Below are 15,583 nucleotides of genomic sequence, written 5' to 3' on the forward strand. Positions count from 1 at the left end.
AATGTCAAAAAAAGGATTCATATTTGATTTGGATGGCGTCATAGTTGATACGGCCAAATATCACTATCTGGCTTGGAAAAAACTAGCTGAAAGTATTGGTGTCAACTTTACTGAAAGAGAAAACGAGCAACTTAAAGGTGTGAGTCGTGTGAAATCTCTGGAAAAAATTTTGGAATGGGGAAATAAATCCATTTCTGAAGATGATTTTATGAAGTTGATGGCCATAAAAAATGACGATTATCTTACCTACATCAATAAAATGGATAAACAGGAAATTCTTCCAGATGTAGAACGGGTTTTAAACTTACTAATTCAAAACAACCAAGGAATAGCGCTGGGCTCGGCTAGTAAGAATGCCAAAACTATCCTAAAAAAAGTGAGCCTAATCCATAATTTTGATGCCATTGTTGATGGCAATGATGTTGTTAAGGGTAAACCAAACCCTGAAGTGTTTTTAAAAGCTGCAAAAGATTTAAAAGTGAAACCAAATCAATGTATCGTTTTTGAAGATTCAGTAGCAGGCATTCAAGCAGCAAATGCAGCTGATATGATTAGCATAGGTATTGGTGAAGCAGAAATCCTTCATGAAGCAGATTTCGTTTTTAAGGATTTCACTGAAATGGAAAATAGTTTCCTTATCGAATTAATAAATGAGTAGAATATATAGAGGTTCAAGCCTAGCCTCTAATAAAAATAAAGAATGAATTTAGATTATATCATACCAAATGAATGGTCCATAATAGAGGAAGGGTTTAACCCAGATCATGTTAAATCTTCCGAAAGTATTTTTAGTATTGGCAATGGTGCCATGGGTCAACGTGCAAATTTTGAAGAGCATTATTCTGGTGCAACTTTTCAAGGAAGCTATATTGCAGGTGTTTATTATCCTGATAAAACCCGTGTGGGTTGGTGGAAAAATGGCTACCCAGAATATTTCGCAAAAGTACTCAATGCACCCAGTTGGATAGGCATTCACATTACCATTAATAATGAAAAACTAGATTTATTCACTTGCAAGAATGTTGCTGATTTTAAACGCGAACTCAACATGAAAGAAGGTTGGTTATCTAGGTCGTTTACAGCAACACTTAAAAATGATATTCAAATACAGGTTGAAGCCAAACGCTTTTTAAGTTTGGATTTAGATGAGCTTGGAGCCATTGAGTATAATATAACACCAGTTAATGCTGATGCTACAATTACGTTTCAACCATATATTGACGCAGGTATTAGAAATGAAGACACCAACTGGGAAGATAAATTTTGGGATACTTTAAATGTTAGCCATGAAAACCATCAAGCGTTTATTCAGGCCAAAACCATGAAAACCCACTTTTATACCTGTACCTTCATGGAGTCCCAATTATTAATTGACGGGAAGTCTGTATTAATAGAACCTATCATAACAGCTGATGCCAATTCCGCTTCGTTTAGTTATGAATACAAGGTAAAAAAGGGAGAAACCTATACCATAAATAAATTTGGTGGTTACACAGTTGACAGGAACCATGATAAGAACCAATTGATTCCTGCAGCAAAAGCGGTTTTAAAAAAAGCTACCAAATTAGGGTTTAAAACTTTGTTGGAAAATCAAAAAGCAGCTTGGCAAAACATTTGGAATTTGGCAGATATAACTATTAAAGGTGATGTTAAAGCCCAACAAGGTATTCGTTTTAATATTTTTCAACTCAATCAAACCTATTTAGGAAAGGATTCTCGATTAAATATTGGGCCAAAAGGCTTTACGGGTGAAAAGTATGGTGGAAGTACCTACTGGGATACTGAAGCTTACTGTATTCCCTTTTACATGGCTACAAAAGATCAAAACGTGGCCAAAACACTACTGGAATATCGTTACAATCATTTAGATAAAGCCATAGAAAATGCCCAAAAGTTAGGGTTTAAAAATGGTGCAGCACTGTATCCAATGGTTACTATGAATGGTGAGGAATGCCATAACGAATGGGAAATAACCTTTGAAGAAATACATAGAAATGGAGCCATAGCATATGCCATTTACAATTACCATCGTTTCACGGGAGATTACTCCTACATTCCTGAAAAAGGATTGGAGGTTTTAATAGGAATTGCTAGGTTTTGGCATCAACGCGCTAATTTTTCATCGGTTAAACAACAATATGTTATTTTAGGAGTCACTGGTCCTAATGAATATGAAAATAATGTCAATAATAATTGGTACACCAATTATATGGCTAAATGGTGTATAGATTATGCTCTTGAAAATATTCAAAAAATAGAATCTGAATATACGACTGATTTCACTCGAATAATGAACAAAACCAAATTGTCAAAAGCAGAAATGCAAGAGTGGCAGGCGGTTTCAACTAACATGTATTTTCCAGAGTCCAAAGAGCATGAGGTATACTTGCAGCAAGATGGCTTTTTAGATAAAGAATTAATTACTGTTAAAGATTTAGATAAATCACAACGACCTATTAACCAAAAATGGTCATGGGATAGAATTTTGCGTTCACCATATATCAAACAAGCCGATGTCTTACAAGGGTTTTACTTTTTTGAAGACCATTTTACCCAAGAGGAATTAGAAAAGCATTTTGATTTTTACGAACCATTTACAGTTCATGAAAGTTCCTTATCGCCATGTGTCCACAGCATTCAAGCTGCAAAATTGGGACGCATGGAACAAGCGTATCAGTTTTATTTAAGAACCTCTCGATTGGATTTAGATGATTACAATCATGAGGTTGAAGAAGGACTACATATTACGTCAATGGCTGGAACCTGGATGAGTATTGTTGAAGGTTTTGGAGGTATGCGTGTTAGGGATAATATGTTAACGTTCAAACCTCAAATACCAAAACAATGGGAGGCATTTTCATTTAAAATCAATTTTAGAAATCAAATCCTTAAAGTGAATGTATGCCAAAACCAAACCCATTTTGAATTGGAAGGTGATAGAGATTTACAGATTTTAGTCCATGATAAACGGGTAACCATATCACCCAATAACTTGATAACCGTTTAAATGAAAATCGCAGTCACATATCTTTTGCTCTTTTTTGTTCTTTGTATTACGTCATGCAAAGAAGATGTTGCTAGTACAGATACAAATAAGGATGTACCTATTTCAAATACATCATTGAACCATGTTGAACCACCTCATTGGTGGACTGGTATGAAAAACAACCAGTTGCAACTTCTGGTTAATCATACTAAAATAGGTGATTTTGAACCAAAGATAACTTATGATGGTGTCAGTATTGAAGCAGTTCATCAAGCAGATAGCCCCAACTATCTATTTGTGGATTTACTAATTTCTGAATCAGCACAACCAGGAAAATTCGATGTGGTTTTTACAAATGTCAATAATGAAAAACTAACACATACCTATGAATTAAAAAGTAGAGATAAAAAAGCAGAAGATTACATTGGTTTTGATAGTCGTGACGCTATTTATTTAATTACTCCAGACCGCTTTGCCAATGGTGACACAACTAATGATGTTAATGATAATTTACGCGAAAAAATTATAAATCGAAAAGATGATTATGGTCGTCATGGTGGTGACATTAAAGGTATTACGAGTCATTTAGATTACATAGACAATCTGGGTTTTACGGCTATTTGGCCAACACCAATGTTGATAAATGATATGCCACAAGCGTCTTATCATGGCTATGCTATTACCGATTTTTATCAAGTTGATCCACGCTTTGGAACATTAAGTGAATACAAGGAATTAGCCTCAAAACTTAAGGAAAAGGATATGAAGCTGATTATGGACATGGTGGCTAATCATTGCGGTAGTAAACACTGGTGGATGGAAGATTTGCCCTTTAAGGATTGGGTGAATCAACAAGAAGCGCTAGAAGCAGATAAACCCTTGAATAATTCCAACCATCGTAGAACGGTAAATCAAGATTTATATGCATCAAAAAGGGATAAAAAAGAAATGAATGAAGGCTGGTTTGTAAGGGCTATGCCAGATTTGAATCAGCGTAATCCATTCATGGCCAAATATATTATCCAAAATAATATTTGGTGGATAGAAACCCTACAACTCAATGGTATCAGACAAGATACCTATCCTTACCCTGATAAGAATTTTATGAGTGATTGGGCAGGCGCTATCATGAACGAATATCCTAATTTTTCAATTGTTGGAGAAGAATGGAGCACCAATCCATTATTGGTAGCCTATTGGCAAGATGGGCATCACAATAAAGATGGTTATCAATCCAATTTGAGGTCAACTATGGATTTTCCCATGCAAAAAGCCATTGTTGATGCCCTAAATGAAAACGAATCTTGGAACGAAGGTTTAGTAAAAATTTATGAAGGCTTGGCCAATGATTTTGCTTACACCAGTCCAAAGGATATTATGGTTTTTCCTGACAATCATGATATGAGTAGAATATTTACCCAATTAAAAGGGGATGTTTCAAATACACAAATGGCTTTAGGTTTAATAGCCACCTTACCCAGAATTCCTCAAGTTTATTACGGAACAGAAATTTTAATGAATGATTTTGAAAAACCTGGAGACCATGGCCTATTGCGAGGCGATTTTCCAGGTGGTTGGGAAACCGATTCCATTAATGCTTTTAAAGCTCAAGGCTTAAATGAGAATCAGTTGAAAATGCAACAATTTATCTCAAAAATTTTTAAGTACAGAAAAAATAGTCCAGCTATTCAAGAGGGTAAAACCATTCATTTTGCACCATTTATGGGAACGTATTTCTTGTTCAGAAATTTTGGTAATGAAACCCTTGTTTTGATTTTAAACAAAAATGAAAACCCTATAACAGTCGACTTAAAACGCTATGATGAGTTGGGATTAAACGGTAATCAATTAATCAATATTGTTTCAGATGAACAGGTTACTTGGTCCGATTCTTTAACCCTTAATTCGCGTGGAATTACCTTACTAACAACCAAAAAATAAACCAAAAGATGATAAAATGGCAATGGTTATTCGTGTTGTTGATTGCAAATGTTATTTCTGCACAAGTCACTATAGTTGTTGACCATGTTCCTGACGCAACACCTGCAGACGCCAATATGTACATTTCTGGAAATTTTGAAGGTTGGTCTGGAGGTCAAGAACCCTATAAATTACAGAAAAAAGATAATTCATATAGTATCACTTTACCCAAAACATCTGAAAGTATCTTGTTTAAGTTTACTTTGGGTTCATGGCAAACCGTTGAATGTGATACCAAAGGATCAAGTATAGATAATCGCTCTTATGCATTTAAACATATAGCGGATACCTTGCATGTTAAAATTGAAGGTTGGAGCCATCTTTTTGATTCAAAAGCTGTATCAACGGCTAAAAAAAATGTCACGATTATTTCTGAAAACTTTAAAATTCCACAACTCCAAAGAGAACGACGTGTTTGGATTTATTTACCACCAAATTACAAATCTGCCAAAAAATCCTTTCCTGTGGTGTATATGCACGACGCTCAAAATGTCTTTGATAAAACAACGTCCTATTCAGGTGAGTGGGAGGTTGATGAAACATTAAATAAATTATTCAGAGAAAAAAACCTTGAGTTAATTGTTGTTGCAATTGATAATGGAGGAGACAAACGTTTGGATGAATATTCGCCTTTCAAAAATCCAAAGTATGGTGGTGGCGAAGGGGATGCCTATCTAGATTTCATGGTTAATACGCTAAAACCCTATATTGACAGTCATTACAACACCTTAACTGATAAAAAGCACACAGGAATCATTGGGAGTTCAATGGGAGGCTTGATCTCTCATTATGCGGCTTTAAAGTATCCTGATGTTTTTGGGAAAATAGGAGTGTATTCTCCAGCCTTTTGGTTTGCACCAGAAATTGAAAATTATTCAAAAACTCATGGAAATCTAAAAGACACCAAAATGTATTTTTTGGCTGGTGGAAAAGAAGGTGAAAATGTCCGTTTTAATGAAATCAATCAAACGGTTCGAGATATGAACCAAATGGTTGAACTGTTAAAAAATCAAGGGTTTCCAGCTGAAAACATAACATCTAAAGTAGTACCAGAAGGTAAGCATAACGAAACCCTATGGCGCGAAAATTTTGAAGAAACCATCTCTTGGTTGTTTTCCGAAAAACTTAAAGAAAGAAAATTTATAAGTGCTACACTTATTGAAAATAATAAATTACAAATTGAGGTTTCAGATGGGAAGTATATCTCTAAATTTTACTCACCAAAAATTGTAGAAACGACCTTTCTTCCAAAGGGTGAAAATTTTAACCCAAAATCTCATGCTGTAGTTTTAAGTCCGCAAACTGTTGAGTTGATCCCAATCGTCGAGAAAAACAAATCTATTTTTTCATCAGAAGGTATCACCGTTGTTGTTCAAAAAGAACCTTTTAAAATTTCCTATTTGTATGAGGGTATCGAGTTGATTTCAGAAAAAAACGGTTACTATAAAACCGATGATTTTGAAAATATTGACTTTAATCTAACCGATAATGAAATACTCTATGGTGGTGGCGCTAGAGCTTTAGGGATGAATCGTCGAGGTCATCGTTTACAATTATATAATAAAGCGCATTACGGCTATGAAACCACTAGTGAGTTAATGAACTTCACGTTGCCCATGGTGTTGTCGTCAAAACAATACATGTTACATTTTGATAATGCACCTATTGGCTATTTAGATTTAGACAGCAGAGCAGATAATACACTAACTTACGAAACCATTTCTGGGCGTAAAACCTATCAGGTTATTGTCGGAAATTCTTGGTATGACATCATTGATAATTATACTAACTTAAGTGGAAAACAACCTATGTTGCCACGTTGGGCTTTAGGAAATTTTTCAAGCAGATTTGGCTATCATTCTCAAAAGCAAACATTAAAAACCATTGAAGCCTTTAGAGAAGAAAGCATTCCCGTTGATGCAATTATTCTTGATTTGTATTGGTTTGGAAAAGAGGTTATGGGAACCATGGGTAATTTAGAGTTTGATAGAGATTCCTTTCCAAATCCAAAACAAATGATTAAGACCTTGCACGACAACAATGTTGAAACCATCTTGATTACAGAACCCTTTATTTTAACAACCTCTAAACGTTGGGATGAAGCGGTTACGAACAATGCTTTGGCAAAAGATAGTCTAGGAAATCCAGCAACCTATGATTTTTTCTTTGGAAATACGGGTTTGGTAGATGTGTATAGCCAATCAGGTTATACATGGTTTAAAAACATAAATAAAGATTTGTTAAGTCTGGGTGTTACTGGAATTTGGGGTGATTTAGGTGAGCCAGAAGTGCATCCTTCACGATTAATTCATGCAACTGGAACGGCAGACGAAGTCCATAATATTTATGGTCATGATTGGGCTAAATTGGTTCAAGAAGCTTTTAAAGAAGCATCTCCAAACCAAAGGCCTTTTATTCTCATGCGTGCAGGTTATTCAGGCTCTCAAAGATATGGCTTGGTGCCTTGGTCTGGTGATGTTAATCGGACTTGGGGCGGATTGCAAAGTCAGCCCGAAATTGCCTTACAAATGGGTATGCAAGGTTTAGCCTATATGCATAGTGATTTAGGTGGTTTTGCCGGAGCAAACCTAGACGATGAGCTATATGTGCGTTGGTTGCAATATGGCGTGTTTCAGCCTATTTATAGACCTCATGCGCAGGAAGATGTGCCTAGTGAACCAATTTACAGGAGTGAAAAAGCCAAGGCTTTGGCAAAACAAGCCATTGAGTTGCGCTATAAATTTTTGCCTTATAACTATAACCTTATGTTTGAAAACAATCAAACAGGAACACCTTTAATGCGACCATTATTTTTTGAAGAACCAGAGAACCAGAAATTGTTGAATTATTCTGAAACCTATCTTTGGGGATCACATATTTTGGTGGCGCCAATTCTAGAAGCCGGACAAAAGCTCAAGTCTGTTTATTTTCCAAAGACATCAAATTGGTTCAATTTTTATACAGATGAAATAATTCAAGGCGGAAAAACACGTGATATACAAACCCAAGAACATACTATTCCAACGTTTGTAAGAGGTGGAAGTTTTATTCCGCTGGCTAGATCCTTGCAATCCACCAAGGAATATGATGGAAACACGTTTGAATTACACTATTATTTTGATGAGACTATCACTGATGAAGTAGAATATACCTTATATAATGACGATGGTCAAATGCCCAATACTTTTGAAAATGGCGCTTATGAACTCATGGAATTTGAGGCCGAACTAGAAAATCAAGAGTTGGAAATTGAATTTGAAGCAGAAAATGGTCAAAACTTTTTAGCAACTCAAAAAAGCATTAACTTGATAATTCATAACATTCAAAAAGAACCCAAAAAAGTAAAAATTGATGGGAAAAAGATAAATGTTATCTATAATCCAAATAAAAAAACAGTAAACATTCCTGTAGTTTGGAATACCAAAAACGAAAAGACAATTACACTAAAACTAAACCCATAAACAATGAAAAAATTAATAGCACTTTTACTAACCGTGGGTGTTTTTACATCATGCAAGACAGATAAAAAGGAAACTATGCCACAAGAGGAAGACCAAATCGTTGAGGTTTTTCCTGATATATCTCCAGATATTGAAGAGCATGCCGTTATTTACGAAGCCAACATTCGTCAATATTCACCCGAAGGAACTTTTGATGCCTTTACCAAGGATATTCCAGTTTTAAAAGATTTAGGTGTCAAAATTATTTGGGTGATGCCAATCAATAAGATTTCGGAAGTTAAACGAAAAGCAACTGGTGATACCTTTACTAGTGACATTGAAGATGAAGAAGAACGTAAAAAATACTTGGGTAGCTATTATTCGGTTTCAGATTATCGTTCTATAAATCCTGAATTTGGAACTTTAGAGGATTTTCAAGAATTGGTTGATACGGCTCACGAGAACGGTATTTATGTTATTGTGGATTGGGTGCCAAATCACACAGGTTGGGATCATCCTTGGATAACGGAACATCCTGAATATTATACTCAAAATGAGGCAGGTGAAATTATTGATCCTATCAATCCAGATACAGGGGAATCTTGGGGCTGGACAGATGTGGCTGATTTAAACTATGATAATCAAGATATGCGAAATGCCATGATTGCCGACATGAAATACTGGGTAGAAGATGTCAATATTGATGGATATAGAATGGACGTTGCGCACAAAGTACCAGTTGATTTCTTTAAGCGAGCCATAGACACTCTAAAATCGGTTAAACCGGTTTTTATGTTGGCAGAAGCCGAACAACCTGATTTATTGCAAAACGGATTTGATATGCATTACGGTTGGGAAGCGCACCATATTTTTAATGATATAGCTAAAGGGCATAAGACAGTGAAGGCTTTAGATGATTATTTGGTAAAAATTGATTCTACCCTTCAAAATGATGACATTTATATGTACTTTGTAACCAATCATGATGAAAACTCTTGGGCTGGAACTTTAAAAGAGCGTATGCCAGAAAACAAAGAGATTTTTACAGCATTAAGCTACACTATTCCTGGCATGCCTTTAATTTATTCTGGTCAGGAATATGATATGGAGCATCGTTTAAAATTCTTTGAGAAAGATTCTATTCCAAAAACCAAAGGGGATTATTTTGAACTTTTGAAGAAATTAGGAAACTTAAAAAACAACAACACAGCCTTAAATGGTGGAAAACAAGCCGCATCTTATCAAAGATTTAATGCTGACAATGATAAGGTGTTGGTATTCAAACGTGAAAAAGCTGGAGATGAAATCGTGTTTATTGGAAATTTCACTTCGGAACCTCAAAACATAACACCTGAAATAACAGGCGATTTTAACGATTATATATCAAATCAACCCATGAAATTAGAAGGTGTTGAAATGGTTTTACAACCTTGGGAGTATAAAATTTTAGTTAAATAATATATGCGAAATGTACTGTTTATTCTTTTTGGAGTTGTTCTGCTCTTTGGCTGCAGTAATAAAACAATAACATATTATAAAGTAAATTCTCCAGATAGGAACTTGGTTCTCAATTTTAATCTGAATCAAAAAGGTGAACCATTTTATACGGTTGCATTTAACAATAAAATAGTTATTGACACCTCATATTTAGGGTTTGATTTTATAGATGCTAAATCCTTAAAAAGCGATTTTAAAATCGTAAACTTTAATTTTTCAACTTTTAACGAAACTTGGCAAATGCCTTGGGGCGAACAAACAGATGTTGTAAACCATTACAAGGAATTGAAAGTTGAATTACAAGAAACCACAGAATCAAACAGAAAATTAAATATTGTTTTTAAGGTTTACAATGATGGTATAGGATTCCGTTATGAATTTCCAGAACAACCTTATTTTAAAGAAGCCCTAATTACAGAAGAAAACACCGAATTCAATTTAACAGAAGACTATAAAACCTTTTGGATTCCTGGTGATTGGGATATTTATGAACATCTGTATAGTACCACCAAATTATCAGAAGTTAATGCTTTAAAGTATGTAGGCCATGTTAATTTGGCGCAAACCTATATTCCTAATAATGCGGTTAACACACCTGTTACTATGGTAGGCAATGATGGTGTACATTTAAGTTTTCATGAAGCAGCTTTGGTTGATTATTCAGGAATGACTTTAGAGGTGGATACTAAAAATTTAAACTTAAAAAGTGTACTGGTTGGCAGTAAGAATTCAGACTATAAAGTTAAACGCACGCTGCCGTTCCATACACCTTGGCGCACGGTTCAAATTTCGAATAGCGCAGCAGATTTAATAGAATCAAAACTCATTGTCAACCTCAATGAACCTAACACACTTGAAGATATATCTTGGTTTAAGCCTATGAAGTACACTGGTGTGTGGTGGGAAATGCATTTAGGCAAATCATCTTGGGATTATGGCATGGAAATGGTTGATGGCGAATGGAAGGATACCGGAAAAGCACATGGTCGTCATGGTGCAACAACAGAAAACGTTAAGCAATTCATTGATTTTTCAGCACAAAATAATATTGGTGGTGTTTTGGTGGAAGGGTGGAACACAGGTTGGGAACGTTGGATTGGCTTTGAAGATCGAGAAGGTGTTTTTGATTTTGTAACCACTTATCCTGATTACGATTTGGAGGAAGTGGTGAAATACGCTAAGGCTAAAGGCGTTGAAATTATCATGCACCATGAAACATCTGCAGCAACAGAAACATATACTAAACAGCAGGATACAGCATTTGCATTGATGCAAAGTTTGGGTATTCATTCTGTAAAAACTGGTTATGTAGGTAAGATTTTGCCTAAAGGAGAATACCATCATGGCCAATACATGGTCAATCATTACAATAAAACGGTTGAAAAAGCAGCGCAATACCAAGTTGCCATTAATGCTCATGAACCCATAAAAGCTACAGGATTACGCAGAACCTATCCAAATACCATATCACGAGAAGGATTGCGAGGACAGGAGTTTAATGCTTGGGCTGAAGATGGTGGCAATCCTCCAGAACATTTGCCTATTGTGGCTTTCACACGTATGTTAGCTGGACCTATTGACTTTACACCAGGTATTTTTAATATTAAGTTTGATGACTATAAACCCAATAATCAGGTAAATACCACATTGGCACAGCAATTGGCTTTGTATGTGGTTATTTATAGTCCCATTCAAATGGCTGCAGATTTAGTCGAGCATTATGAAGTCAATCCAGTACCTTTACAGTTTATACGAGACGTTGGAGTCAATTGGCAAGAAACCAAAGTACTCAATGGTGAAGTAGGTGATTTTGTGACCATAGCCCGAAAAGAACGCATCACAGGGAATTGGTTTGTAGGAGGTATTACTGATGAAAATGCCAGAACACTGGATATTGATTTTGGGTTTTTAGACACAGATGAAACCTATCAAGCTATAATTTATAAAGATGGTCAGAATGCCCATTGGAATGACAATCCATTGGATTTGGAAATTGAGACATTGCAAATAACAAAAGATACGAAGTTATCCATACCTCTGGCTGAAGGTGGTGGATTTGCCATGAGTATAATCAAGTAAGTAAAAGCTCCTTTTGGAGTTTTTGCTTTTTTATGATTGAACGACTTTCAAAACAAAGTTGCATTACAAACGTTTATATGTTATTTTTAGGTAAAACCTTCGACCAATAACACACTTTAATTTTTAATATAAAACAGAAAGAAAATAGCTTATGCTAACATGGAAAGATGTTATCAGTTTTTCCGTTAATGGAAACCCGAAACCAGATAATAGAATAGAAAAGACAGCTCAAGAATGGCGTGAAATTCTCACTGATGAACAATTTCGAATCACTCGAAAAAAAGGAACAGAAATGGCTGGCACAGGAGCTTTCTGCACCAGTTATGAAGCCGGAAAATATAACTGTGTGTGTTGTAACACACCACTTTTTGATTCTACCATTAAGTATAGTTCAGGTACAGGTTGGCCAAGTTTTACGCAACCTATCAAAGAAAATGCCGTTAAATATGAAAAAGATTCCTCATTTGGAATGGTACGTGTAGAAATTATGTGCAACACCTGCGATTCGCACTTGGGGCATATATTTCCCGATGGACCAGAACCCAGTGGTTTACGGTATTGTGTAAATTCAGAATCTTTAACCTTGCAACGAGAGGAGCTTAAAAATGAGTAAAAATGTTAATGAAACAGCAACTTTTGGAGGTGGTTGTTTTTGGTGTACAGAGGCTGTTTTTCAGGAGGTCAATGGAGTATTGCAAGTAGTATCAGGTTATTCAGGCGGTAATGTGCCTGGACATCCAACCTATCGGGAGATTTGTTCAGGATTAACAGGTCATGCCGAAGTCGTTCAAGTGACATTTGATCCCAACATCATTTCTTACGAAGATATTTTGGTGATTTTTATGACCACTCATGATCCTACAACATTGAACCGCCAAGGAGCAGATGTTGGAACACAATATCGTTCGGTAATTTTTTATCATAATGAGGAACAAAAGCAAATTGCCGAAAATGTTTTAAGGCATCTTCAAGAGTATTATGATAAGCCTATTGTTACTGAAATAAGTCCGTTTCAAGCGTTTTATGAAGCCGAACAGGAACATCAGGATTTTTACAAAAACAATCCTGACTATGGATATTGTACCTTTGTAATCAATCCAAAATTGGCCAAGTTAAAACAATTACATGCCAACAAACTGAAATCATGAGATTACATTTAAAACAAACCTTTACAAACAATCTTCCGGCTGATCCTAATTTGGATAATACAAGAAGACAAGTTTTGGAGGCTTGTTTTTCCTATGTTGACCCTCAAAAAACTTCAAATCCTGAAATGCTTCATGTGTCCCCAGAAGTTTTACAGGATTTGGGTTTTAATAACGCTGACAGTGAAACTGAAGCCTTTTTAAAGGTTTTTACAGGTAATGAAGTTCCCGAAAATTCAAAACCCTATGCCATGTGTTATGGAGGTCATCAGTTTGGACAATGGGCTGGACAATTAGGTGATGGTCGAGCCATTAATTTGGGAGAGATTGAGCACAGTAATAAATCTTGGATTTTACAACTTAAAGGAGCCGGTGAAACACCGTATTCACGTTCAGCTGATGGTTTGGCAGTATTGCGTTCTTCCATTCGCGAGTATTTATGCAGTGAAGCTATGTATCACTTGGGCGTACCCACAACCCGAGCATTGTCTTTGGCTTCTACGGGAGATCAAGTTTTGCGTGATATTATGTACAATGGTAATCCGGCTTATGAAAAAGGTGCCATAGTTACACGAGTAGCACCATCATTTTTACGTTTTGGTAATTACGAGATATTTGCCGCCAGACAAGATAAAATTACCTTGAAGAAATTAGTTGATTATACCATTATTCAACATTTTCAACATTTAGGCAAACCTTCAAAAGACACCTATGTCAAATTCTTTGCTGAAGTATCTAAAAGTACATTGGACATGATTGTGCATTGGCAACGTGTAGGTTTTGTACATGGTGTGATGAATACTGATAATATGTCTATACTAGGATTGACTATTGATTATGGGCCTTATGGCTGGTTGGAAGGCTTTGATTTTGGTTGGACACCCAACACCACTGATGCACAGCACAAACGCTATCGTTATGGCAACCAACCCAAGATAGGTTTGTGGAATTTGTATCAACTGGCCAATGCCTTGTATCCTTTGGTGGAAGAAGCAGAAGCTTTTGAAAGCATTTTAAATCAATACAAAACAGATTTTGATATCCAGTCATTGGAAATGATGCGGTCAAAATTGGGACTTCAAAAGCCAGATACTACCGATAAATTATTAATTCAGGATTTGGAAGGTACACTTCAACTTACTGAAACCGATATGACGATTTTTTTTAGAAATTTAGCCAACTTTAAAAGAGAAAACCCTCTAGGTGGATTGGATATAGTAGAACAGGCGTTTTATAATTTAACGGAAGTGTCTTCTGAAATTAGAAATCAATGGAATGAGTGGTTTGTTACTTATGCAGAACGACTAAAGCAAGAACAGCTTTCGGATGATGAAAGAAGACAAAAAATGAATTTGGTTAATCCCAAATATGTGTTGCGAAATTATATGGCTCAATTGGCTATTGATGATGCCAATAAAGGTGATTATGGTTTAATTGACGAACTTTTTAAATTACTCAAAAACCCTTATGATGAACAACCTAAATACGAAAAATGGTTTGCCAAACGTCCAGAATGGGCAAGGCATAAAGTAGGTTGTTCTATGTTATCTTGTAGTTCTTAATATATTTGTAATAGAAAACTTATAGTTATGACTTCAGTTAATGACTTGTTGAATATCTTACATTTAGATAGAGAGGACGATAACACTTTCATAGGAGCCAGTAAAACAGTGGGAAGTCCCAATGTATTTGGTGGTCAGGTTTTGGCGCAAGCCTTAAATGCAGCCTATAGAACCATAAACAACGGTCGTGTATTGCATTCAATGCATTCCTATTTTTTAGAGGCTGGAAATTTAGATCTACCCATAGAATACCAAGTTGGTGTGATGCGTGATGGCGGTAGTTTTTCGGTTCGACGTGTGACAGCAAGTCAAAAAGGGAATACCATTTTTATACTTTCGGCTTCATTTCATAAAAATGAGAAGGGTCATGAGCATCAAATACAAATGGATGCTGATGTAAAAATGCCTGAAGATTTGATGAGTTGGACAGATTTGCTAAATACTTATGGCTCTCTATTGCCAAAAAAAACAAAAACGTTTTTGGAAATACCCAGACCTGTTGAGTTTAAGCCAACACACATTAACAATCCATTAGAGCAAAAAGATTTACCACCTGTTTCAGATGTTTGGTTTAAATTAAAAGGCGATGTGACTTCACTAGATTTAGCAATAAGTCAACAAATATTGACCTATATTTCAGACTACAATATTCTCTCTGTGGCCTTACAGCCTCATGCCAGTAAGGCGCATTGGGGAAACACCCAAACAGCTAGCTTGGATCATTCCATGTGGTACTTTCGTGATTTTGATTTTACCGATTGGCTCTTGTTTTCTTTAGAATCGCCGAGTACTTCAAATGCCAGAGGGTTTGCAAAAGGGAATATTTTCACAAGAGATGGTAAACTTGTCGCTTCGGTTGCACAAGAAGGACTCATGCGACCCATGAACTCATAA

10 protein-coding genes are annotated in these 15,583 nt (G+C 35.8%); all 10 read left to right on the forward strand.

Annotation, left to right across the window (positions count from 1 at the left end):
* Window position 1 precedes the first annotated feature (1 nt).
* Window positions 2-658 carry a beta-phosphoglucomutase gene (gene pgmB / locus C1T31_RS03160; RefSeq protein ID WP_103050997.1) on the forward strand — a complete coding sequence of 219 codons (657 nt, stop codon included), beginning with the start codon at window positions 2-4 and terminating at the stop codon, window positions 656-658.
* Window positions 659-700: 42 nt separating this feature from the next.
* The gene (locus tag C1T31_RS03165) at window positions 701-3,007 is read left to right on the forward strand and encodes a glycoside hydrolase family 65 protein (RefSeq protein WP_103050998.1); all 2,307 of its coding nucleotides are present in this window, start codon (window positions 701-703) and stop codon (window positions 3,005-3,007) included.
* Window positions 3,008-4,927, forward strand: coding sequence for a glycoside hydrolase family 13 protein (locus C1T31_RS03170; protein ID WP_103050999.1), 1,920 nt, complete (start codon window positions 3,008-3,010; stop codon window positions 4,925-4,927).
* Between the two features lie 8 nt (window positions 4,928-4,935).
* Window positions 4,936-8,427: a TIM-barrel domain-containing protein gene (locus C1T31_RS03175; protein ID WP_103051000.1), complete on the forward strand. Its 3,492-nt coding sequence runs from the start codon at window positions 4,936-4,938 to the stop codon at window positions 8,425-8,427.
* Between the two features lie 3 nt (window positions 8,428-8,430).
* Window positions 8,431-9,864 carry an alpha-amylase family glycosyl hydrolase gene (locus tag C1T31_RS03180; protein WP_103051001.1) on the forward strand — a complete coding sequence of 478 codons (1,434 nt, stop codon included), beginning with the start codon at window positions 8,431-8,433 and terminating at the stop codon, window positions 9,862-9,864.
* A 3-nt stretch (window positions 9,865-9,867) separates the two neighbouring features.
* Window positions 9,868-11,982 carry a glycoside hydrolase family 97 protein gene (locus C1T31_RS03185; RefSeq protein ID WP_103051002.1) on the forward strand — a complete coding sequence of 705 codons (2,115 nt, stop codon included), beginning with the start codon at window positions 9,868-9,870 and terminating at the stop codon, window positions 11,980-11,982.
* A gap of 151 nt (window positions 11,983-12,133) precedes the next feature.
* Window positions 12,134-12,595 (forward strand): peptide-methionine (R)-S-oxide reductase MsrB, encoded by a 462-nt coding sequence (msrB, locus tag C1T31_RS03190; RefSeq protein ID WP_103051003.1) that lies wholly within the window; start codon window positions 12,134-12,136, stop codon window positions 12,593-12,595.
* On the forward strand, window positions 12,588-13,130 hold the full coding sequence (gene msrA, locus C1T31_RS03195; protein ID WP_103051004.1) for a peptide-methionine (S)-S-oxide reductase MsrA: 543 nt from the start codon (window positions 12,588-12,590) through the stop codon (window positions 13,128-13,130). Before msrB ends, msrA begins: the two co-directional genes overlap by 8 nt.
* A complete protein-coding gene (locus tag C1T31_RS03200) occupies window positions 13,127-14,689 on the forward strand; it encodes a protein adenylyltransferase SelO (protein ID WP_103051005.1) in 1,563 nt (520 codons plus the stop codon). The genes msrA and C1T31_RS03200 overlap by 4 nt, the downstream gene beginning before the upstream one ends.
* 27 nt (window positions 14,690-14,716) lie before the next feature.
* On the forward strand, window positions 14,717-15,583 hold the full coding sequence (locus C1T31_RS03205; protein ID WP_103051006.1) for an acyl-CoA thioesterase: 867 nt from the start codon (window positions 14,717-14,719) through the stop codon (window positions 15,581-15,583).

Origin of the sequence: Hanstruepera neustonica, from assembly GCF_002895005.1 — a bacterium.
In the GTDB taxonomy this organism is placed as follows: Bacteria; Bacteroidota; Bacteroidia; order Flavobacteriales; family Flavobacteriaceae; genus Hanstruepera; species Hanstruepera neustonica.

Excerpts from the sequence above, each read along its gene's own strand:
- pgmB (WP_103050997.1), top strand. The coding sequence starts at position 2 with ATGTCAAAAAAAGGATTCATATTTGATTTGGATGGCGTCATAGTTGAT.
- C1T31_RS03165 (WP_103050998.1), top strand. The coding sequence starts at position 701 with ATGAATTTAGATTATATCATACCAAATGAATGGTCCATAATAGAGGAA.
- C1T31_RS03170 (WP_103050999.1), top strand. The coding sequence starts at position 3,008 with ATGAAAATCGCAGTCACATATCTTTTGCTCTTTTTTGTTCTTTGTATT.
- C1T31_RS03175 (WP_103051000.1), top strand. The coding sequence starts at position 4,936 with ATGATAAAATGGCAATGGTTATTCGTGTTGTTGATTGCAAATGTTATT.
- C1T31_RS03180 (WP_103051001.1), top strand. The coding sequence starts at position 8,431 with ATGAAAAAATTAATAGCACTTTTACTAACCGTGGGTGTTTTTACATCA.
- C1T31_RS03185 (WP_103051002.1), top strand. The coding sequence starts at position 9,868 with ATGCGAAATGTACTGTTTATTCTTTTTGGAGTTGTTCTGCTCTTTGGC.
- msrB (WP_103051003.1), top strand. The coding sequence starts at position 12,134 with ATGCTAACATGGAAAGATGTTATCAGTTTTTCCGTTAATGGAAACCCG.
- msrA (WP_103051004.1), top strand. The coding sequence starts at position 12,588 with ATGAGTAAAAATGTTAATGAAACAGCAACTTTTGGAGGTGGTTGTTTT.
- C1T31_RS03200 (WP_103051005.1), top strand. The coding sequence starts at position 13,127 with ATGAGATTACATTTAAAACAAACCTTTACAAACAATCTTCCGGCTGAT.
- C1T31_RS03205 (WP_103051006.1), top strand. The coding sequence starts at position 14,717 with ATGACTTCAGTTAATGACTTGTTGAATATCTTACATTTAGATAGAGAG.